Source organism: Bradyrhizobium sp. 25ACV, assembly GCF_054863005.1.
Genome location: NZ_JAVAYO010000010.1, coordinates 158,122 through 177,929, shown reverse-complemented (window position 1 = coordinate 177,929; position 19,808 = coordinate 158,122). Strand labels below are relative to the sequence as shown.

The window sequence follows — 19,808 nt, the reverse complement described above, 5'->3', positions numbered from 1 at the left end:
CGAACACAGCATGCACGCACCTGCGATGGAACAATCGAAACGTTCCGCCACATCGCGTCACACCGCTCCGAATTTCCGCCACAACGCGATGAGTGGCTGGCGCACATCGCGCTCCGGGGCTTCTATGCTTTGCCTTGCGCGGCGCTCGCGATTGCCGCTCCCCGCTCAAGTCGGCACCATCGCGAAAATCTAGCAGTGGAGATATCCGCCTGCGTCGGCTAAGCAATTGAGAACCAGCGGACGACCTCTCTCCACCTCGCAGTTTGGGGCAATGAACGCAAATGTTCCTCCTTGCCGTTCTCGTCCTTCCTTTCGCCGGAAGCTTCGTTGCCGCCCTCTTGCAGGTCAATGCGCGCAACGCCGAGGCATGGCTTGCCGGGGGAGTCGCACTCGCCGCGTTCGGCCTCACTGCCACGGCTTATCCCGATGTCGCGAATGGTGGCGTTATCGTATGGCGGACGGAGTGGGTCGCCGAACTGGGACTCGCGTTTGCGCTGAGACTTGATGGCTTCGCATGGGCCTTCGCAATGCTGGTCACCGGGATTGGCTTTCTGGTGGTGCTGTATGCCCGCTACTATATGTCGCCCAGCGATCCCGTTCCGCGCTTCTTTTCCTTCCTGCTCGCGTTCATGGGCGCAATGCTGGGGATCGTATTTTCCGGCAACCTGTTGCAACTGGTTTTCTTCTGGGAACTGACCAGCCTGTTTTCGTTTTTGCTGATCAGCTACTGGCATCACAATTCGGCTGCAAGGGACGGCGCAAGAATGGCGCTGGTGATCACTTCGAGCGGCGGACTTTGCCTCTTCGCCGGCGTGCTGCTGATCGGTCACATCGTAGGCAGCTATGACCTGGACAAGGTGCTCGCTTCCGGAGACGCGATCCGTTCGCACGCGCTCTATGTCCCTGCACTCGTGCTGATCCTGCTAGGCGCGCTGACCAAGAGCGCCCAATTTCCGTTTCATTTTTGGCTGCCACACGCGATGGCGGCTCCGACGCCCGTATCCGCCTATCTCCATTCGGCAACGATGGTGAAGGCCGGCGTGTTTCTTTTGGTCAGGCTCTGGCCGGCCCTGGGCGGATCGAACGAATGGTTATGGCTGGTGGGCTCGGCTGGTTTGATCACCTTTCTCTTGGGCGCATTTCTCGCGGTGTTCCAGCAGGATTTGAAGGGGCTGCTGGCCTACTCGACGATCAGCCATCTCGGCTTGATCACGCTCCTGACCGGACTGGATACGCCGTTCGGGCAGATCGCAGCGATCTTCCACATCATGAACCATGCCACGTTCAAGGCGTCGCTGTTCATGGCCGCGGGCATCATCGATCACGAAACGGGCACGCGCGACATTCGCCGCTTGAGCGGTCTCTGGGCGTTCATGCCGATCACGGCGACTCTGGCCATGGTCGCCGCCGGGTCGATGGCCGGTGTGCCGCTGCTGAACGGATTCCTGTCGAAAGAGATGTTTTTCGCCGAAACGATCGAGATTCATGACAACTCGCTGGTCGATCGCGCGCTTCCCTATATCGTCACCGCCGCGAGCACTTTCAGCGTGGCCTATTCGCTCCGGTTCATTCGCGACGTGTTCTTCGGCCCGGCCCCCGTCGGCCTTCCGCGCACGCCTCACGAGCCCCCGCTCCTGATGCGACTTCCGGCCGAGCTTCTCGTGCTTGCATGTATCGTCGTGGGCATCGCCCCCGCGTTAACCGTTGCACCTATCCTCGATACCGCTGCTGGAGCAGTTCTCGGTTCCCAGATGCCGGAGTACAGCCTGAGAATATGGCATGGCTTTACCCCCGAGCTGCTGATGAGCATCCTGGCGATGGTGGGTGGGGTGGGCGTCTATATGATGCTGCGCTCCTACCTCCTCGTCAACGAAGGGCCGCCCTTGCTCGGCCGTATCAGCGGCAAGCAGATTTTTGACTGGATGATGGTGACGTTATCCTGGCGGCTTGCACGCTGGCTGGCGAGTAAGCTCGGGACGCGACGCCTCCAGCCACAGTTGAGGATCCTGGCCGGCGTAGCATTCGTCGCTGCCCTGCTGCCACTCTATTCACGTGGCATCATGCTGACGAATCCCCTAGGGGCCAAGTTTGACCTCGCCTTTGCACTGCTCTGGTCGGTGGGCGCTGCCTGCGCCATCGGCGCGGCGGTCCAGGCCAAATTCCATCGCGTCGTCGCGCTGATCCTGCTCGGGACCGCCGGTCTCGTGACCTGCGTCAGCTTCGTGTGGCTGTCCGCTCCCGATGTCGCACTGACGCAGATCGTCGTCGAGACGGTGACGACGGTCCTCCTGCTGCTCGGCTTGCGATGGTTGCCGAAACGCGTCGCACCGGTCGGCGCGAGCCAGGCCTCCGGCAGGCTTCGATGGCACCGCGTGCGTGACTTCGCCATCGCGCTCTTCGCCGGCGTCGGGCTTGCCGCGCTCGCGCTGGCGGTCATGCAGCGCCCGGATACTGACAGCATCTCGCGATACTTCGTCGAAAACGCATACACGAAAGGTGGCGGAACCAACGTGGTCAACGTCATCCTGGTGGACTTCCGCGGATTCGATACGCTGGGTGAGATCACGGTGCTCGCGGTCGTTGCACTGACCGTCTACGCGCTGTTGCGCCGCTTCCGTCCGGCGCCCGAGAGCATTCCCGTTCCGGAACAGCAGCACGCCCAGGATAGCCACGACGAGGCGCATCCCGATCGACAGAAGGGAGACACGGCCAAGGATACGACGGAGACTGCGGCGCTGATGATGGGGCTGCTGTTTCCGGTGATCGGCGTCGTGGCGATCTTCCTCCTGTTGCGCGGGCATGACCTTCCGGGCGGAGGCTTCGTGGCAGGCGTCGCAATGGCGACCGCATTCATCCTGCAGTACATGGCTCGCGGCACGGCATGGGTGGAAGCTCGTCTTCACGTCATGCCCGTGCGCTGGATGGGCTTCGGGCTCCTGCTGGCGGGGTGCACGGGAGCCGCCGCCTGCGTCGTCGGATACCCCTTCCTGACCTCGTACTTTGCGTATGCCGAGCTGCCTCTGGTCGGCCGCGTCCCGATGGCCAGCGCCTTCCTTTTCGACATCGGCGTGTTCTCGCTCGTGGTCGGTGCCACGGTGCTGATGCTCATCGCACTCGCGCATCAATCGCTGCGTCGCTACGGAGGTCCACTCCAGACCGGCCAGCGCCTGCCGGGCGAGCGGTCGAAGGAGGAACTGGTCTGATGGAGCTCGTGCTGGCGATCGGTATCGGTACACTTGCGGCATCCGGCGTGTGGCTGATCCTCCGGCCGCGCACGTTTCAAGTCATCATCGGGCTGTCGTTACTCTCTTACGCCGTCAATCTCTTCATCGTGGCCATGGGGCGGGTGCGAAGCGGGGCTCCGGTGCTCATCGCAAAGGAGATCGGCGATGTCGCCAAGCATGCCGATCCGCTCCCGCAGGCGCTCGTGCTGACTGCAATCGTCATCAGTTTCGCGACCACCGCGCTGTTCCTGGTGGTCCTGCTCGCATCGCGCGGCCTTGCACGGACCGATCATGTGGACGGCCAGGAGCCGGAAGCGTGAGCGGCGCTGCAAGTCTGGTCATCGCGCCAATCCTCCTGCCTTTGCTGGCAGGTGCCGGCATGCTGCTGTTCAACGGAGAAAGACACCGGGCCATCGTCGCTGCCCTCAACGTCGCCGGAACCGTCGCACTCGTTTGCATCGCGGTGATCTTGCTCGGAATGTCCGATGCAGGAACCAGGGAAGTCTATCGTCTGGGCAATTGGCCGGCTCCGTTCGGAATCGTCCTCGTTCTCGATCGGCTGTCCGCTCTCATGCTGCTCCTGACCAATGTCCTGGCGCTGGCCTCGGCCGTGTTCTCTCTTGCCCGTTGGCACCGGGCAGGCGCGCATTTCCATTCTCTGTTTCAATTCCTGCTGATGGGCCTCAACGGTGCCTTCCTCACGGGCGATCTTTTCAACCTGTTCGTGTTCTTCGAGCTGTTGCTGGCGGCATCATACGGCCTTCTGCTGCACGGTTCCGGCCTTGCACGGGTGAAGGCGGGGCTGCATTACATCGTCGTGAACCTGGCGGCGTCGCTGTTGTTTCTGATCGGGGTCAGCCTGATCTACGGCGTCACCGGGACGCTCAACATGGCTGATCTCGCGGCAAGAGTGCCCGCCATCGCCGCCGAGAACCGGGGCTTGCTGGAAGCAGGTGCCGGCGTGCTGGCGGTCGCCTTCCTGCTCAAGGCCGGCATGTGGCCTCTGAGCTTCTGGCTGCCGACGGCCTACGCAGCCGCAAGTCCGCCGGTGGCGTCGATCTTTGCGATCATGACGAAGGTCGGGGTGTATATTTTGCTGCGTCTGTCGCTTTTGCTTTTCGGCGAAGGCGCCGGCGCATCGGCCGGCTTCGGCAGCGAGTGGTTGTTGTGGGGCGGCTTGGCGACGACCCTCTTCGGAGCGATCGGCACGCTGGCATCGCAGGATACCGCACGCCTCGGCGGTTTCTCGGTGCTCGTATCCTCCGGAACGGTGCTGGCCGCCACGGGGATGGGACAGGTCGGCATCACCAGTGCAGCGCTCTTTTACCTGGTCAGCTCGACGCTCGGCATCAGCGCCTTCTTCCTTCTCGTCGAGCTCATCGAGCGCGGCCGCGAACCTGGAGCGGACATGATCGCCGTCACCCGGGAAGCCTATGGAGAAGAGGACGAGACAGACGAAGCGGAAGAGGATGTCGGCACCGCCATCGTAGCCACGATGGGCTTACTCGGCATCGCATTCATCGGCTGTGCGCTGGTCATCGCCGGGCTGCCTCCGCTGTCCGGCTTCATCGCTAAATTCGCGCTGCTCGCGGCGGCGCTCAATCCGGCAGAAACGCAGCAAAACGGCGCCGTTCCCGGCAGCGGATGGGCGCTTCTCGTCGTGCTGATCTTCTCTGGTTTCGCGACGTTGATCGCGATGGCCCGCGCGGGAATCCGCATCTTCTGGGCCTCGCCCGATCGCACTGTGCCGCGCGTGCGCGTGATCGAGATGGCGCCGATCATGTTCCTGCTGATCATCTGCGCCGCCCAAACGGTCCTGGCCGGTCCCGTCATCCGTTTCATGCAGGCTACGGCACAATCTCTGCACGCGCCGGCAGGCTACGTCGACGACGTCCTGGAGGCGGCCCCCCAAGGCAGCCGAAAAGCGGAGGGCAAATGACACGCTTTCTGCCTTTTCCGATCGCGAGCTTCTGCCTTCTCGCATTGTGGCTGCTGCTCAATCAAGCAGCCACGCTCGGGCACATCCTCCTTGGCTGCATTATCGCGCTCGTCGGCGGGCGGATCCTCACCGTGCTGGAGTTACCGAGCATGCGGGTCAGACGCCCCCGCGTCATCCTGCGACTGTTGGGACTGGTAACGCTCGACATCGTCCGCTCCAATCTGGCGGTTGGACAGATCGTTCTCGGTTTTGGACGGCGACAGCGAAGGTCGGGGTTCGTGAACATTCCCCTCGACATGCGCAACCCCTACGGGCTGGCCTCGTTGGCTTGCATCATCACTTCGACCCCAGGAACGCTGTGGGTGAATTTCGACGCTCAGAAGGGTTCGTTGATGATCCATGTTCTGGACCTCGTCGATGAAGACGAGTGGATCCGCACAATTAAGGACCGCTACGAACGCCATCTGCTGGAGATATTCGAATGAGCCAGCTCATGCTGACCTACTCGCTCGTTGTCGCGCAAGTGCTGCTGGGATTGGCGATCGGCTGCGGCGCTTTCCGCATCTTCTTAGGGCCGCGGGCACAGGATCGCGTCCTGGGCTTCGACACCTTGTCCGTGAACGCGATGTTGTTGCTTCTGACGATCGGGATTCGATCCGGCGAAGCGCTTTATTTCGAGGCGGCCCTGGCCATGGCCCTGTTCGGTTTCGTCGGGACGGTTGCCCTGGCCAAGTTTTTGCTCCGCGGCGAGGTGATCGAATGAACGGCATCGAACAATTGCCGCCCTGGGCTGCGGTTCTCACGGCAGCTCTTCTGCTCATCGGCGCGGGCGTCACGCTTGTCGGTTCGCTCGGTCTGTTGCGGCTCGGCACATTTTACCAGCGAGTCCATGCGCCGACGCTCGGGACGACGCTCGGCACCGTCTTCATCGCGGCCGCTTCGATGGTCTACTTCTCGGTGCTGCAGAGCAGGCCGGTGTTGCACGAAATCCTGATTGTAGGGCTTGGCGTCGTGACCACTCCTATCGCGTTGACTGTGCTGGTCGGCGCAGCCCGATTCCGCGACACCGCCGAACAAAGTGCGCCGGCGCGCGAACGAGAGAATAATTAGGACGAAGCGCACGGCCCCGCACACGACCACGCGCTGATTGCAGGCGGATCGGCCAAGGCCGGCTAAATGTCGCATTCAATTCTCGCGGCGAATGCCTACGTCTAGTGCGTGGATGATGCTGAGCTGCACGACACGCCAGCAATGCAGGATGCCGCTCGGCAATCGGCGACATTCTCAACAGAGGCCGTGATGACCAAAGTGCGACGAGATCGAATTCAAGGGAACCGGCTGCAGATCGGCCGGTGACCCGGGCGATTGCGGATCGCCCGGGTGCGGCAACTCGACGATTCCAAACCAAGCCGGGAGTTCCTCATGTCGGTATTTTCAGCGCTGCTCGTCCTGACCTCGTGGATGATGTTCATCTGGATTTGTGATCCCGACGGATTCCGCGCGGCATTTGCGCGCCGTCCGCCGCCGATCCCTCGCGATCCGAAAAGGTGACGTTGGAGGGTGCTTTGTCCCCTCCCGCCGCCGTGCACACCATAAGCTTTTGACCGTGACGCGTTGCAGCGCTCCGCAGCTTGCGGCGCGCCCGCGCGTTCCGGGTCATGAGCTGCTCCCAAAGCAATCCGGTTGCCATCGAAGGCGCGAATTCGGCGCGCCATCGTTGGCCAATATGAGGGTCCTGACATGATCATCGTCGCTGCGACGGATTTCTCTACGCGCTCCCATCGCGCTCTCCGGCAAGCCGGCCTTCTGGCTCGCTCGCGCCGTGCCGAGCTGCACCTCGTTCACGTCGTTGACGAAGACCAGCCGGCCGATCTGGTGCGCATGGAAGAGCGGGAGGCACAACGGGTGTTGGTGGAGCAGATCGGGTCCATGCCCGAGCTGCATGACGCTCGCTGCCATCCAACCGTCGTCAAGGGCCATCCCTTCGACGGGATACTGCGCGCGGCCGCGGCAGTCGGCGCAGATCTCATCGTGATGGGCGGCCATCGCAAGCAATTTCTGCGCGATATCTTTACAGGGACCACCATCGAACGTGTCATTCGCGGAGGAAAATATCCCGTGCTGATGGTGAACAACGAGGCCCAGCGGCGCTATGAACGGGTTCTGGTGCCGGTCGACATGTCAGAAACATCGGCTGAAGCAATCCGCATCGGCCTGTCCACCGGACTTCTGGAAGAAGACGGAGCGACGCTTCTTCACGCCTTCTCGCCGATGGCAAAGACGCGATTGATCAGCTCTGGGGCTAGCTCGGCCGTCATCACCGGATATGTCGAGAGCGAGCGCCACAGGGCCATGGAGGAACTGACCAGTTTTCTGGTGACCAACGAGTTCGGCACGCGGCGATGGTCGCTTCGGGTCGGCGAAGGCGGACCCATGCAGGTCATCACCCATGCCGTCGAGGAGAAGCGGCCCGACATGCTCGTGATGGGTACGCACGGCCGATCCGGATTGCTTCGGGCGTTGATCGGGAGCGTAACGGAGGAAGTCCTGCGCTCGCTGAACGTGGACGTCCTGGTGGTGCCCCCCGCCAGCCCCAAGCTCGGGATGGCGAAGGAGGCAGTCGCGCCCGAACCGAAGGCGTGAGACGTGCCGTCGCTCATCCATCGTGCAGTCCACAGGGCCGAGAGGGGCGCCGAACCTAGCGGCGTCTTCGTTCGGCGTCGCGGGTAGCCGACCTTGGTGAGGTTCGTTTGATCGGCCCGCGCGTGATTTTCGGCGGATCGCTGGCTGGAAACGTTTGCTGCAATTGTCGATCGAGTTCCTCGTCGAGTTCACGCTTCTCCCGCTGCTCCGGCGTCTCGTACTGCTTGGGCATAGCCTGATCTCCACGTCTGGCGCTTGGCTACCAACCGGGTCTGCCACCAAGATTGTGACGTCAAAGTCCAAAGTCAATGCGACGAAGCGAAGGTCGTTGAGTTCAAGCGTCAACGATATTCAGACGCGTACTCGGCCCTGAAGGAGGCGGCTACCCGATCAGCTGCCTCGCAGCCGCCGAGATCATCACCAGCCCGCCCGTGATCACCGCGACGTCGAGGATCGCGGCGTGGATGTGCAGCGGCATCCGCTCGACGAAGGCCTTTGCGAGGAACGCGCCGGGGATTGCGATCGCGCCGATCAGCAGCGCGAAGGCGAGCACCTGCGCGGTGACTGCGCCGGCAAGACCAAACACCGAGATCTTGATGAGGCCGGTGCCGAGCGAGATCATCGCGTCGGTCGCGATCACGGCCGCGCCCTCGAGGCCTGCGGCCATCAGCAGCGACAGCAGGATCACGCCGGAGCCCGAGGTGCCGCCGACCAGCACGCCATAGCCGACCGAGCCGGCGGCAAGGCCGCTGTCGCCGATCTTGACCTTTCGGCGGCGGAGCACGCGGCCCAGCGGCACGCTCAGGATCAGCATGGAGCCGATCACGAGCGCAGCGCCCGCATTGGTGAGGCGCGTGTAGCCGTAGGCGCCGAGTGCGGTCGTCAGCGCGGCGCAGGCGAGCACGATCAGCGCGCGGCGGCGGTCGGCGTAGCGCAGATAGGCAACGGCTCGGCTGGAATTGGTGAAGAGTGCGGAGATCGCGATGATCGGCACCACGGGCTCGGCGCCGACCAGCGGCACCAGCACCAGCGGCATCAGGGCGCCGGTGCCGTAGCCGGCGAGACCACCGATGATCGAAGCAAACAACGCCATCAACGCGACCAGCAGGAGCTGAAAGATCGAGATGTCGGCGAAGCCTGAGACGATGGTCACGTTCTCTCGTCGCGGCTGATGCGTGCCGCAGCTTGATCGGCGATGGAGGCGAGTGCGGCTTCCTCTAGGGGAAAATCCGCCGCAAGCCAAGCGTCCTCGGCGAGCGTCAACACATGTCCGAGCGCGGGTCCTTCGGCCAGACCACGCGCGATGAAGTCGGCGGCCTTCAGCGGAAATTTCGGCGCAGTCCAGCGCTGCGGCAGTTCGGCGAGCGCGCGCCACCGCATCGAGGTGACGTCGCCGCCAGCACGCGCCCAGCCGAGCAACACGCGATCGTGATAGCGCTCGGGGCCGAGCCGATAGAGCAGCCGCCGTGCATTGGCCTCATCCTTGGTGGCGAAGCGCCACCAGCGGTGGCCCATCGAATCCAGTGCCTTGGTCTCGGCATTGGAGAGCCGCAGGCGCGCGGCGACGCGCTTGGCATCCTCGGTCACGGCGACGGTCAGCGCGGCGAGGCGCCGCGTGCTGCTTGCAGCGAGGCCGAGTTCGCGCTCGATCGCGATCATCGCCGACAGCGGCCCGGTATAAGCAACGCCGCCGATCAGCGCTTGCAGCAATCCGCCCTCGGCCATGGCCAGCACGGCCGCGGATGCGCCGCCGGCCACCAGCAGCTTCAGCATCTCCATGCGCACCCGCTCGGCCGAGAGGCTGGCAAGACCAGCACGCCCCCGGATGCAGGCGAGATAGCCGTCGCGGTCGGGATCGCCGGCACCAAAGGCGGCGTGAATGCGGAAGAAGCGCAGGATGCGCAAATAATCCTCGGCAATGCGCTGGTCGGGATCGCCGATGAAGCGCACGCGACGCGCCTTGGCATCCGCGATGCCGCCGACATGGTCGTACACGACGCCGCGCGCATCAACCGACAGGCCGTTCATGGTGAAATCACGCCGCTCGGCGTCCTTGACCCAGTCGCGGCCGAACGCGACCTTGGCCTTGCGGCCGAAGGTTTCGGTGTCCTCGCGCAGCGTCGTGACTTCATAGGGGTGGCTGTCGATCACCAGCGTGACGGTGCCGTGGTCGATGCCGGTCGGTACGCTCTTGATGCCGGCGGCCTTGGCGCGCCGGATCACCTCCTCCGGCCGCGCGGTGGTCGCGATGTCGATGTCGCCGGGCACAAGACCGAGCAGCGCGTTGCGTACGGCGCCGCCGACCACCCGCGCCTCCTCGCCGTCACAGTTGAGCAATTGCAGGACACGCGCGGTCCCGCCTGCGGTCAGCCAGGGCGCATCGGCAAGAATCGGCGCAAATATCGGCTCCGCGCTCATCGTGCGGCCCCTATTTTTCCACGCCCGGCACCAGCCGGCCATTCTCGATATGGGCGGGAACGTAGGTCGAATCCGGGGCGGCGCCGGAGAAATGCGCAAGTCCGATCAGGCCCGCGATCACCAGCACGATCGCCGCCAGCGCAAGGCGCGCGACGACCGCGACCGGCCAGGAGGAACGCGCGAACAGGCCGGACCGCGTCGCGGCCAGGAACAACGCGTAGACGGCAAAGGGAATGAGGAAGATTCCGATCTCGGTCAGAACCGTCCGGATCATGATGAATAGATCCGCTCATACAGCACACGCAGCATGCCCGCCGTCGCACCCCAGATGTAGCGTTCCGCGAACGGCATCGCGTAGTAGAACCGCTCCATGCCGCGGAATTCCTTGCTGTGCACCTGATGGTTCACCGGGTTCATCAGGAAGGATAGCGGCACCTCGAACGCATCATCAACCTCGGAATGGTTGATGGTGAGCTCGAAGCCGGGCCTGACCCTGGCGACCGTCGGCAGGATGCGGAAGCCGAAGGCGGTGCCGTAGAGATCGAGATAACCGATCGGCTCGACGAAGTCTCTGGACAGCCCGACCTCCTCCTCGGCCTCGCGCAGCGCCGCATCCAGCGGCGAGGAATCGGTGGCGTCGATCTTGCCGCCGGGGAAAGCGATCTGGCCGGCATGGTCGTTGAGATGCGCCGAGCGCTGCGTCAGCAAGATGGTCGGCTCGGGATGATCGACCACCGCGATCAGGACCGCCGCGGGGCGCACCGGCTGCTCGCGCGCGACGATCTCGAGCATCTTGTCGGTGCCGGGATCGCCCGAAGCGGGAATGATGTTCGGATCGTAGAGGCCGAGCGGAACGTCGAAGCCGAGCTTCGCCCTGGAGCGGGCGAAGAAATCCGCCGCGCCGAGCGGGACCGGATCGGTCGTTAGAATAGGCTTGTTCAAAGCGCGGCCCTCACCTGCTCCGCATCGGCCATGGGGAAGAATTCGCCTGATGATTCGACGCCGAACATCGGCTGGCCATCGACCATCCGCTCCTCACCCATGTCAACCAGATCGTAATAGAGCGCCCTTGTGACCTTGGCCCAGAGCTCGGCGCGAACGTGCAGATATGGCGTCAGCCCGCCGTCCCTGGCCTGCTCGAAACGCAGCCGGTGCGCGGCATCGCAGGTGACCCAGTCGTCGACATTGGTGCGGAAGCGCAGCACGCGATGGTTGCCCTCGCCGTCCTTCTGCATCTCGACCGCCATGAAGGGCGCGTCGTCGACGCGGATGCCGACCTTCTCCACCGGCGTGACCAGGAAATGCTTGTCGCCCTCGCGCTTCAGGATAGTCGAGAACAGCCGCACCAGAGCGGGGCGCCCGATTGGCGTCCCCAAGTAGAACCAAGTACCATCGGAGGCGATTCGGATGTCGAGATCGCCGCAAAACGGTGGATTCCACAGATGCACCGGAGGCAAGCCCTTCTTGGGGCCTTCGGCATTGGCAGCACTTTTGGCGGCGGCAGTCAGCCCCTCAAGACCGCGATCGGCGCTCTGCCCTTGGTTCGCCATGGTTTGCCCTGACTTTGTCCTTTGGCACGATTGGTGCAGGTCTACGTTGTGATCGGGTGCACGGTTCCACCCCGGATTAGTCCAGTGGGGGAGGTCGCCACTTCGTGATGCCGTACATAACCCGAAGCCGATAAGGTGGGGATAGGTTAATTCAACGAATACATGGCCTTCCTGCAAGTCTAGCATAGGCCCATGAATTGACGCGATGATCTGACGTGATGATCCGTGATGTGGTGACGTGACGACGTAAGCAAGCCGCGTGGCAGGCTGAAGGAGCTAAACGGATGGCGGAGAGTGTCGAGAAACTCGAGGACGGGATCGTTCGTTCGGCCGAGCAGGTGTCGAGCCAGATTCGCGCGGCGAAGGATGCGATCGCGTCGGTCATCTTCGGCCAGGATCGCGTGATCGAGAACACGCTTGTCACCATTCTCTCCGGCGGCCATGCGCTGCTGATCGGCGTGCCCGGCCTTGCCAAGACCAAGCTGGTCGAGACGCTCGGCGTGACGCTCGGCCTCGATGCCAAGCGCATCCAGTTCACGCCCGATCTGATGCCGTCGGACATTCTCGGCGCCGAGGTGCTGGATGAGAGCACCGCAGGGAGGCGCGCCTTCCGCTTTATCGCAGGTCCGGTGTTCGCGCAGCTCTTGATGGCCGACGAGATCAACCGCGCCAGCCCGCGCACGCAATCGGCGCTGCTGCAGGCGATGCAGGAGCAGCACATCACCGTCGCCGGCGCGCGCCACGATCTGCCGAAGCCATTCCACGTGCTCGCGACGCAGAACCCGCTGGAGCAGGAAGGCACCTATCCGCTGCCCGAAGCGCAGCTCGACCGTTTCCTGATGGAGATCGACGTCGACTATCCCGACCGCGACGCCGAGCGCCGCATCCTGTTCGAGACCACCGGCGCCGAGGAAACGCTGGCGAGGGGTTCGATGACCGCGGACGCGCTGATCACGGCGCAGCGGCTGATCCGGCGCCTGCCGGTCGGCGATTCCGTCGTGGAGGCGATCCTGTCGCTGGTGCGCTCGGCCCGCCCGGGTCCGGACGCCGGCGAAGCCGGCAAGTTCATCGCCTGGGGCCCCGGCCCGCGCGCCAGCCAATCGCTGATGCTGGCGGTGCGCGCGCGTGCGCTGATCGACGGACGGCTGGCGCCCTCGGTCGACGACGTGCTCGACCTCGCCGAGCCCGTGCTGAAGCACCGCATGGCGCTGACGTTCCAGGCGCGCGCCGAAGGCCGCACGATTCCGGACGTGATCCGGCAATTGAAGACACGGATCGGTTGATGGCAGCGGAGAACGGGCACACAGCGAAGGAGATCATTGCGATCCGACGTGCCGATGGCGAAAGCCGCACGCTCGCAGCTTCCTTGCCGCGCCTGGTGCTCGAAGCCCGCCGTATCGCCGCCAACGTCATCCACGGCCTGCATGGCCGCCGCCGCGCCGGCTCCGGCGAGAATTTCTGGCAATACCGCCGCTTCGTCTCCGGCGAGCCGGCGCAGAACGTCGACTGGCGCCGCTCGGCGCGCGACGACCATCTCTATGTCCGCGAGCTCGAATGGGAAGCCTCGCACACGGTGTGGATCTGGCCGGATCGCTCGCCGTCGATGGCGTTCGCCTCGAAGACCGCGCGCGAGTCCAAGCTCGAGCGCACGCTGATCGTCGCCTTCGCGCTGGCCGAGCTGCTGGTGTCCGGCGGCGAGCGCGTCGGCATTCCCGGCCTGATGGCGCCGACCGCGAGCCGCAGCGTGATCGACAAGATGGCGCAGGCGATGCTGCATGACGATGCCGACCGCCTCAGCCTGCCGCCGTCCTTCGTGCCGGCGGCGCTGGCGGAGATCATCGTGCTGTCGGATTTCTGGTCGCCGATCACGGAGATCAAGACGACGCTCACAGGTCTCTCCGGCTCCGGCGCGCATGGCACCATGGTGCAAATCGTCGATCCCGCCGAGGAATCGTTCCCCTATTCCGGCCGCGTCGAGTTCGTCGAGCCGGAAGGCTTCGGCGTGATCACCGCCGGCCGTGCCGAGAGCTGGGCGCAGGATTACACCGCGCGGCTCGCGCTGCACCGCGACCAGATCCGCGCAGAGACCAACAAGCTGGACTGGCTGTTCACCACGCACGCCACCGACCGCTCCGCCGCCGAGCTGCTGCTGTTCCTGCATGCCGGCATGCAGGTGAGCAAGTCGGGCGCCCGCACCACGACGATCAAGGTGGGGCCGGCCGCATGATGGGACTGCCGCTCGCCTTCACCGAACCGCTGCTCCTGATCGGCCTCGTCAGCCTGCCCGTGCTGTGGTGGCTGCTGCGCGTGATGCCGCCGCGGCCGCGCCGCATCGAGTTTCCGCCGACGCGCCTGCTGTTCGACATCGCGCCGCGGGAGGAGACGCCCTCGCGGACGCCGTGGTGGCTGACCGCGTTGCGTCTCCTGGCTGCGGCTCTCGTCATTTTCGCGGCCGCCGGCCCGATCTGGAATCCGCAGACAGGCGCAGCCGACAGCAAGGCGCCGCTGATGATCATGCTCGACGACGGCTGGAGCGCGGCGTCACACTGGGACGTCAGGATCAGGGCCGCCGACGAGCTGATCGCCAATGCCGACAACGACCGCCGCGCCATCGCGCTGGTGCCGCTGTCCGAGCCGAACCGCGACATCACCCTGATGCCGGCGGGCGCCGCGCGCGTCGCGCTGCGGCAGCTCGCGCCAAAGCCCTATTCGATCGACCGCGTCGAGACGCTGGCTGCCGTCGACCGCTTCCTGAAAGCCACCGGCGATTGCGAGATCGCCTGGCTGTCCGACGGCGTCGACACCGGCCGCGGCGAGGACTTCGTGGCTGGCCTCGGCAAGACCATCGGCGATCGCAGCCTGACCGTGTTCGAAGGCGGTACCTCCGCGCCGCTGGCGCTGGTCGCGGCCGAGAACGCCGCGGCGAAGATGACGGTGAAGGTGCTGCGCACCGACAGCGGCGTCGCCATGGGCACCGTGCGCGCGCTGGACCAGAAGGCCTCGCCGATCGGAGAGGCCCGCTACACGTTCGGTCCGCAGGACAAGGAGACCGACGCCGCGTTCGATCTGCCGGTCGAGCTGCGCAACGACATCACGCGGCTCGAGATATCGGGCGAGCGCTCCGCCGGCGCGGTGCAACTGCTCGACAAGCGCTGGCGCCGCCGCGCCATCGGCATCGTCTCGGGTGCTACCAGCGAGACTGCGCAGCCGCTGCTGGCGCCGACCTTCTACCTCACCCGCGCGCTGGCGCCGTTCGCCGACGTCAGGCTCGCCGACAAGGGCTCGCCGCAGCAGGGCATCACACAATTTTTGGACCAGAAGCTGCCGATGATCATCCTCGCCGATGTCGGCACCATCGCGCCGGAGCTGCGCGAGCGCCTCAATGCCTGGGTCGACCAGGGCGGCGTGCTGGTGCGGTTCGCCGGTCCCCGCCTGGCGCAGGCCGAGGACGATCTCGTGCCGGTCAAGCTGCGCAAGGGCGGCCGCACGCTGGGTGGCAGCCTGACCTGGGAGAAGCCGCAGCATCTTGCGACCTTCGCGGCCGACGGCCCGTTTGCCGGCGTCGCCGTTCCCAAGGACGTCACCGTGAGCCGCCAGGTGCTGGCCGAGCCCGATGCGGTGCTCGCCACCAAGAGCTGGGCCTCGCTGGAAGACGGCACACCGCTGGTCACCGGCGAGCATCGCGGCAAGGGCCTCGTCAGCCTGTTCCACGTGAGCGCCGACATGCGCTGGTCGGATCTGCCGATGTCGGGCACCTTCGTCGAAATGCTGCGGCGGGTCGTCGACATGTCCGGCTACACGTCCAAGCCCGGCGCCGGCGTCGCCAGCGAAGCGACCACCGAGACGGTGGCGCCGCTGCACATCCTCGACGGCTTCGGCGCCTTCGGTCCGCCGCCGGCCACCGCAAAGCCGTTGCCTGCGGATTACCGCTACCGCGCCACATCCGATCATCCGCCGGGCTTCTATGGTCCCGCCGAAGGACCGCTCGCCGTGAACACGCTTGCCAGCGCCGACCGCATCGCCGCGCTGAACACCGCGGGCCTGCGTGCCCGGCATGCCACCTACACCAATGCCGAGCCGCGCGATTTGCGAGGCTGGCTGCTGTCGACGGCGCTGGCGCTGTTCCTGGTCGACGCCATCATCGTCGCGGTGCTCGGCGGCGGCATCGCCGCGCTGCTGCGCCGACGCGCAGCGCCCGCAATGATCATCCTCGCTTTTGTGCTCGCAGGCCTTACCGCGCTCTCGCCGACGCCCTCGCGCGCCGACAGCGCCGCCGACGAGTTCGCGATGAAGGCGACGTCGCAGACCCGCCTCGCCTATGTCGTGACGGGCAATGCCGATGTCGATTCCATCGTCAGGGCCGGCATGTCCGGACTGACGCTGTTCCTGGCGCAGCGCACCGCGCTCGAGGCCGGCGATCCCGTCGGCATCGATCCCGCGCGCGACGAGCTCGCCTTCTTCCCGCTGATCTACTGGCCGATCGTGCCGGGCGCGCCGAAGCCGGCGCAGGACGCCATCAACAAGATCGACGCCTACATGAAGCAGGGCGGCACCGTGCTGTTCGACACCCGCGACGCGATCGAGGCGCCGCCCGGCGCCAACGGCGCCGCGCAGACCCCGGGCATGCAGACGCTGCGCGAGATCCTGTCCTCGCTCGACGTGCCCGAGCTCGAGCCGGTGCCGCGCGAGCATGTGCTGACCAAGACCTTCTATCTGCTGCGCGACTTCCCCGGCCGCTTCGTCACCGGCCAGACCTGGGTCGAGACCCTGCCGCGCGACGAGGACGAGGACAGCGCGCAGCGGCCGGCGCGCGGTGGCGACGGCGTCTCGCCGATCATCATCACCTCGAACGATCTTGCCGGCGCCTGGGCCGTGCGGCCCGACGGCCAGGCCATGCTGCCGGTGACCGGCGGCGACACCCGCCAGCGCGAATTCGCCTACCGCGCCGGCGCCAACATCGTGATGTACACGCTGACCGGCAATTACAAGGCCGACCAGGTGCACGCACCGGCCCTGATCGAACGGCTGGGGCAATAGGATTGAGATGAATTACGGCATCGCATTCACGCCGCTTGTCCCCGCGATCGTGCTGTGGCTCGCGCTCGCCGCGATCGTCGTCATCGCGCTTCTGCTGCTGGTTGCGCGCGCGCGCGGCGCCGCCGTGCGCGTGGCCGCGCTGGCGCTGTTCCTGCTGGCGCTCGCCAATCCCTCCTTCACCCGCGAGGACCGCGATCCCCTCACCTCGGTCGCGGCCGTCGTCGTCGACAAGAGCCCGAGCCAGAATTTCGGCAACCGCAATCGCGAGGCTGCGCAAGCGCAGGAAGCGCTGGTCGACAGCCTGAAGAAGGTCAAGGGGCTGGAGGTCCGCGTCGTCGAGGCCGGACAGGCCGACGGCGAGACCGACGGCACCAAGCTGTTCGGTGCCCTCGCCTCGGCCTTGTCGGACGTGCCGGTCGACCGCGTCGCCGGCGCGTTCCTGATCACCGACGGCCGCGTCCACGACATTCCGGCCAGCGCCGCCGCGCTCGGCTTCCAGGCGCCGGTGCATGCGCTGATCACCGGCCAGAAGGACGAGCGCGACCGCCGCATCGCGATCACGGCGGCGCCGCGCTTCGGCATCGTCGGCCAGACGCAGACCATCAGCTATCGCCTCGACGACCAGGGCGTCACGGGCGAGCGCGCCAAGGTCACGATCCGCAGGGACGGCGAGGTCATCAACGAGCGCACGCTCTCGAGCGGCCAGGCCGCGAGCGTCGACGTCGACATCAAGCATGCCGGCCCGAACATCGTCGAGATCGAGGCCTCGCCGCTGGAGAGAGAGCTGACGCCGGTGAACAACCGCGCCGTCGTCGCCATTGACGGCGTGCGCGACAAGCTGCGCGTGCTGCTGGTCTCGGGCGAGCCGCATTCGGGCGAGCGCACCTGGCGCAATCTGCTCAAGTCCGACGCCAGCGTCGACCTCGTGCATTTCACCATTCTGCGTCCGCCGGAGAAGCAGGACGGCACGCCGATCAACGAATTGTCGTTGATCGCGTTTCCGACCCGCGAGCTGTTCCAGCAGAAGATCAACGAATTCCAGCTGATCATCTTCGATCGCTACGCCCGCCAGGGCGTGCTGCCGATCGCCTATTTCGACAACATCGCGCGCTATGTGCGCGGCGGCGGCGCGGTGCTGGTCTCGGCCGGCCCCGACTACGCCTCCAACACCAGCATCTGGCGCACGCCGCTGGATTCGGTGCTGCCGGCAGAGCCGGTCGGCGTGACGGAAAAGCCGTTCTATGCGCACCTGTCCGACGTCGGCAAGCGCCACCCCGTCACGCGCGCCCTGGAGGGCTCCGCGAGCGAGCCGCCGCGCTGGAGCCGTTTCTTCCGCACCGTCGACACCCGCAATTCCGTCAACCCGCCGGTGATGACGGGAGCCGACGGCAAGCCGCTTCTATTCCTGTCGCGCTTCGGCGAGGGCCGCGTCGCGCTTCTGCTCTCCGACCACATCTGGCTGTGGGCGCGCGGCTATGAGGGCGGCGGCCCGCATCTGGACCTGCTCAGGCGGATGTCCCACTGGCTGATGAAGCAGCCGGACCTCGACGAAGAGGCACTGCGCCTCCAGGTGCAGGGCAAGAACCTCGTCGTGGTGCGTCAGACCATGGCCGACAGCGTCCAGCCGGTGAGCGTGACCTCGCCGTCCGGCGTGGCGCAGGATCTGACGCTGAGCCCCGGCGATCCCGGCGAATGGCGCGCCAGCCTTCCCGCGAGCGAGCTCGGCCTGTGGCAGGCTACCGACGGCACGCTGAAGGCGCTGATCAATGTCGGCCCGACCAATCCGAAGGAGTTTTCGGAGGTCACCTCCACCGTCGAGACCTTGAAGCCGCTGACACAGGCGACCGGGGGCAACGCCGTGCGCGTCGCCAGCGGCGCCGACGTCGAGCTGCCGCGCATCCTGCCGGTGCGCTCGGCCAGCGTCTTTGCCGGCGACGGCTGGATGGGCGTGCGGATGCGCGACGCCAGCGTCGTCAAGGGCGTCGGCGTGCTGCCGATCTTCGCCGGCCTGATCGGCCTGTTGCTGCTGCTCGGCGCGTTTGCCGTGACCTGGGTCCGCGAGGGGCGGTAGTTGCCCGAAGCTTGATTGGACGAGACTCGCGTAGCGCCGCGACGGCGGTGCGCTCCCTCCCCCCTTGTGGCGGAGGGCTAGGGAGGGGGTAGCCCAGGAAAAGGGGCCGGTTGTTGACGATGCATCGGGCCTGGTGCGCGACGGTAAGAGTCCCCGTGTGGCCCCCCTCCCTGCCCCTCCCCCACAAGGGGGGAGGGAACGGAGAGAGCAACGCTGTCCGCTGAACTGGACTTGAATCCATCGTGCTCTAGTTGCCCGAACGACACATCGGGCCGGCTGCCTGCACAGGCAGGCCTGCCCCGCCGTTGACATCCGCCGACCTGTCGCGCGATGTTACATTATAACGTCGCGACGTCAGGGAATTGATGTGCCGCGACGTGGGGGTGGTTTTTCCAGATGAAGTGGTTCCGGTCGAATATCAGGCACGGCGCCCGGCTCGCGTTGTTCGCGATGCTGGTGCAGTTCGCGCTGACGTTCGGGCATAGCCACTGGTTCGCGCAGGCTGCGCCGCTTGCCCAGGCTTCGCTCCAGCAGACCGATAGCGCCAACGGCGTTGCTGCGGTCGACCGCGCCGCGGTCCAGAAGCAATCGCCCGCCGCTCCCGACCGCGAGCATCCCGGCGAGGACAATTGCGCGATCTGCGCCGTCGTCGCGATGGCGGGCACTGTCATTTCGGCAACGCCGCCCGTGCTGCTGCTGCCGCAGGCGATCGAGTTGCTCCACCGCACCACTGATGCCGAATTTCTCCATCTGAAATCGGCCGGCACGGCGTTCCAGCCGCGCGCCCCTCCCGCGTCCTGACTCTCAACATCGCTTGATCACGCCCGGGCTCGCCGCGCATCGGCAATGCCCGGGAGACGTTGAAGTCGAATTCCGTCGCGCCGCGACGGCAGGCCGCCTCCGATCAGCACACAATCATGCGGACG

At 65.7% G+C, this 19,808-nt stretch carries 19 protein-coding genes; 13 read left to right on the top strand and 6 right to left on the bottom strand.

Translation table 11 applies throughout. The features are described 5' to 3' along the window. Positions 1 to 281: 281 nt before the first annotated feature. The 8 genes from RAD04_RS23665 to RAD04_RS23630 all read left to right on the top strand — a co-directional run bounded on the left by RAD04_RS23665 (position 282) and on the right by RAD04_RS23630 (position 7,806). Entirely contained in the window at positions 282 to 3,203 is a 2,922-nt protein-coding gene (locus RAD04_RS23665; RefSeq protein WP_461625691.1) for a monovalent cation/H+ antiporter subunit A, read from the top strand. Beyond that, on the top strand, positions 3,203 to 3,544 hold the full coding sequence (locus RAD04_RS23660; RefSeq protein ID WP_461625690.1) for a Na+/H+ antiporter subunit C: 342 nt from the start codon (positions 3,203 to 3,205) through the stop codon (positions 3,542 to 3,544). The genes RAD04_RS23665 and RAD04_RS23660 overlap by 1 nt, the downstream gene beginning before the upstream one ends. Then, on the top strand, positions 3,541 to 5,163 hold the full coding sequence (locus RAD04_RS23655; protein WP_461625689.1) for a monovalent cation/H+ antiporter subunit D: 1,623 nt from the start codon (positions 3,541 to 3,543) through the stop codon (positions 5,161 to 5,163). The genes RAD04_RS23660 and RAD04_RS23655 overlap by 4 nt, the downstream gene beginning before the upstream one ends. After that, positions 5,160 to 5,648, top strand: coding sequence for a Na+/H+ antiporter subunit E (locus RAD04_RS23650; RefSeq protein ID WP_461625688.1), 489 nt, complete (start codon positions 5,160 to 5,162; stop codon positions 5,646 to 5,648). The genes RAD04_RS23655 and RAD04_RS23650 overlap by 4 nt, the downstream gene beginning before the upstream one ends. Further along, on the top strand, positions 5,645 to 5,926 hold the full coding sequence (locus RAD04_RS23645; protein ID WP_461625687.1) for a K+/H+ antiporter subunit F: 282 nt from the start codon (positions 5,645 to 5,647) through the stop codon (positions 5,924 to 5,926). Before RAD04_RS23650 ends, RAD04_RS23645 begins: the two co-directional genes overlap by 4 nt. Then, positions 5,923 to 6,273 (top strand): monovalent cation/H(+) antiporter subunit G, encoded by a 351-nt coding sequence (mnhG, locus tag RAD04_RS23640; protein ID WP_461625686.1) that lies wholly within the window; start codon positions 5,923 to 5,925, stop codon positions 6,271 to 6,273. The genes RAD04_RS23645 and mnhG overlap by 4 nt, the downstream gene beginning before the upstream one ends. 270 nt (positions 6,274 to 6,543) lie before the next feature. Beyond that, positions 6,544 to 6,714, top strand: coding sequence for a hypothetical protein (locus RAD04_RS23635; protein WP_154694107.1), 171 nt, complete (start codon positions 6,544 to 6,546; stop codon positions 6,712 to 6,714). A 189-nt stretch (positions 6,715 to 6,903) separates the two neighbouring features. Beyond that, complete coding sequence (locus RAD04_RS23630) at positions 6,904 to 7,806, top strand: universal stress protein (RefSeq protein ID WP_461625685.1); 903 nt, start codon at positions 6,904 to 6,906, stop codon at positions 7,804 to 7,806. A 55-nt stretch (positions 7,807 to 7,861) separates the two neighbouring features. Here the strand turns inward: RAD04_RS23630 and RAD04_RS23625 are convergent, their stop codons facing one another. The 6 genes from RAD04_RS23625 to RAD04_RS23600 all read right to left on the bottom strand — a co-directional run bounded on the left by RAD04_RS23625 (position 7,862) and on the right by RAD04_RS23600 (position 11,774). After that, positions 7,862 to 8,038 carry a hypothetical protein gene (locus RAD04_RS23625; protein ID WP_461625684.1) on the bottom strand — a complete coding sequence of 59 codons (177 nt, stop codon included), beginning with the start codon at positions 8,036 to 8,038 and terminating at the stop codon, positions 7,862 to 7,864. Between the two features lie 150 nt (positions 8,039 to 8,188). After that, positions 8,189 to 8,959, bottom strand: coding sequence for a TSUP family transporter (locus RAD04_RS23620; protein ID WP_461625683.1), 771 nt, complete (start codon positions 8,957 to 8,959; stop codon positions 8,189 to 8,191). After that, positions 8,956 to 10,224, bottom strand: a complete 1,269-nt coding sequence (locus RAD04_RS23615; RefSeq protein ID WP_461625682.1) for a CCA tRNA nucleotidyltransferase — start codon at positions 10,222 to 10,224, stop codon at positions 8,956 to 8,958. Before RAD04_RS23615 ends, RAD04_RS23620 begins: the two co-directional genes overlap by 4 nt. Before the next feature lie 10 nt (positions 10,225 to 10,234). Further along, positions 10,235 to 10,498 carry a DUF6111 family protein gene (locus tag RAD04_RS23610; RefSeq protein WP_018323296.1) on the bottom strand — a complete coding sequence of 88 codons (264 nt, stop codon included), beginning with the start codon at positions 10,496 to 10,498 and terminating at the stop codon, positions 10,235 to 10,237. Beyond that, positions 10,495 to 11,166 carry a CoA pyrophosphatase gene (locus RAD04_RS23605; RefSeq protein WP_461625681.1) on the bottom strand — a complete coding sequence of 224 codons (672 nt, stop codon included), beginning with the start codon at positions 11,164 to 11,166 and terminating at the stop codon, positions 10,495 to 10,497. The genes RAD04_RS23610 and RAD04_RS23605 overlap by 4 nt, the downstream gene beginning before the upstream one ends. Further along, positions 11,163 to 11,774 (bottom strand): DUF1285 domain-containing protein, encoded by a 612-nt coding sequence (locus tag RAD04_RS23600; RefSeq protein WP_461625680.1) that lies wholly within the window; start codon positions 11,772 to 11,774, stop codon positions 11,163 to 11,165. Before RAD04_RS23600 ends, RAD04_RS23605 begins: the two co-directional genes overlap by 4 nt. A gap of 284 nt (positions 11,775 to 12,058) precedes the next feature. Here RAD04_RS23600 and RAD04_RS23595 point away from each other — a divergent pair, with 284 nt between their 5' ends. The 5 genes from RAD04_RS23595 to RAD04_RS23575 all read left to right on the top strand — a co-directional run bounded on the left by RAD04_RS23595 (position 12,059) and on the right by RAD04_RS23575 (position 19,683). Continuing rightward, the gene (locus RAD04_RS23595; protein WP_018323293.1) at positions 12,059 to 13,057 is read left to right on the top strand and encodes an AAA family ATPase; all 999 of its coding nucleotides are present in this window, start codon (positions 12,059 to 12,061) and stop codon (positions 13,055 to 13,057) included. Beyond that, a complete protein-coding gene (locus RAD04_RS23590) occupies positions 13,057 to 14,001 on the top strand; it encodes a DUF58 domain-containing protein (RefSeq protein ID WP_461625679.1) in 945 nt (314 codons plus the stop codon). The genes RAD04_RS23595 and RAD04_RS23590 overlap by 1 nt, the downstream gene beginning before the upstream one ends. Next, positions 13,998 to 16,811 (top strand): DUF4159 domain-containing protein, encoded by a 2,814-nt coding sequence (locus tag RAD04_RS23585; RefSeq protein WP_461625678.1) that lies wholly within the window; start codon positions 13,998 to 14,000, stop codon positions 16,809 to 16,811. Before RAD04_RS23590 ends, RAD04_RS23585 begins: the two co-directional genes overlap by 4 nt. Before the next feature lie 7 nt (positions 16,812 to 16,818). Beyond that, positions 16,819 to 18,882: a hypothetical protein gene (locus RAD04_RS23580; RefSeq protein WP_461625677.1), complete on the top strand. Its 2,064-nt coding sequence runs from the start codon at positions 16,819 to 16,821 to the stop codon at positions 18,880 to 18,882. A gap of 396 nt (positions 18,883 to 19,278) precedes the next feature. After that, positions 19,279 to 19,683, top strand: coding sequence for a DUF2946 family protein (locus RAD04_RS23575; protein WP_461625676.1), 405 nt, complete (start codon positions 19,279 to 19,281; stop codon positions 19,681 to 19,683). The last annotated feature ends 125 nt before the right edge of the window (positions 19,684 to 19,808 follow it).

What these genes read in the sequence shown, in the direction of transcription:
- RAD04_RS23665 (WP_461625691.1), top strand. Translation starts at nt 282, where the DNA reads ATGTTCCTCCTTGCCGTTCTCGTCCTTCCTTTCGCCGGAAGCTTCGTT.
- RAD04_RS23660 (WP_461625690.1), top strand. Translation starts at nt 3,203, where the DNA reads ATGGAGCTCGTGCTGGCGATCGGTATCGGTACACTTGCGGCATCCGGC.
- RAD04_RS23650 (WP_461625688.1), top strand. Translation starts at nt 5,160, where the DNA reads ATGACACGCTTTCTGCCTTTTCCGATCGCGAGCTTCTGCCTTCTCGCA.
- RAD04_RS23645 (WP_461625687.1), top strand. Translation starts at nt 5,645, where the DNA reads ATGAGCCAGCTCATGCTGACCTACTCGCTCGTTGTCGCGCAAGTGCTG.
- mnhG (WP_461625686.1), top strand. Translation starts at nt 5,923, where the DNA reads ATGAACGGCATCGAACAATTGCCGCCCTGGGCTGCGGTTCTCACGGCA.
- RAD04_RS23630 (WP_461625685.1), top strand. Translation starts at nt 6,904, where the DNA reads ATGATCATCGTCGCTGCGACGGATTTCTCTACGCGCTCCCATCGCGCT.
- RAD04_RS23625 (WP_461625684.1), bottom strand. Translation starts at nt 8,038, where the DNA reads ATGCCCAAGCAGTACGAGACGCCGGAGCAGCGGGAGAAGCGTGAACTC.
- RAD04_RS23615 (WP_461625682.1), bottom strand. Translation starts at nt 10,224, where the DNA reads ATGAGCGCGGAGCCGATATTTGCGCCGATTCTTGCCGATGCGCCCTGG.
- RAD04_RS23610 (WP_018323296.1), bottom strand. Translation starts at nt 10,498, where the DNA reads ATGATCCGGACGGTTCTGACCGAGATCGGAATCTTCCTCATTCCCTTT.
- RAD04_RS23600 (WP_461625680.1), bottom strand. Translation starts at nt 11,774, where the DNA reads ATGGCGAACCAAGGGCAGAGCGCCGATCGCGGTCTTGAGGGGCTGACT.
- RAD04_RS23595 (WP_018323293.1), top strand. Translation starts at nt 12,059, where the DNA reads ATGGCGGAGAGTGTCGAGAAACTCGAGGACGGGATCGTTCGTTCGGCC.
- RAD04_RS23590 (WP_461625679.1), top strand. Translation starts at nt 13,057, where the DNA reads ATGGCAGCGGAGAACGGGCACACAGCGAAGGAGATCATTGCGATCCGA.
- RAD04_RS23585 (WP_461625678.1), top strand. Translation starts at nt 13,998, where the DNA reads ATGATGGGACTGCCGCTCGCCTTCACCGAACCGCTGCTCCTGATCGGC.
- RAD04_RS23580 (WP_461625677.1), top strand. Translation starts at nt 16,819, where the DNA reads ATGAATTACGGCATCGCATTCACGCCGCTTGTCCCCGCGATCGTGCTG.
- RAD04_RS23575 (WP_461625676.1), top strand. Translation starts at nt 19,279, where the DNA reads ATGAAGTGGTTCCGGTCGAATATCAGGCACGGCGCCCGGCTCGCGTTG.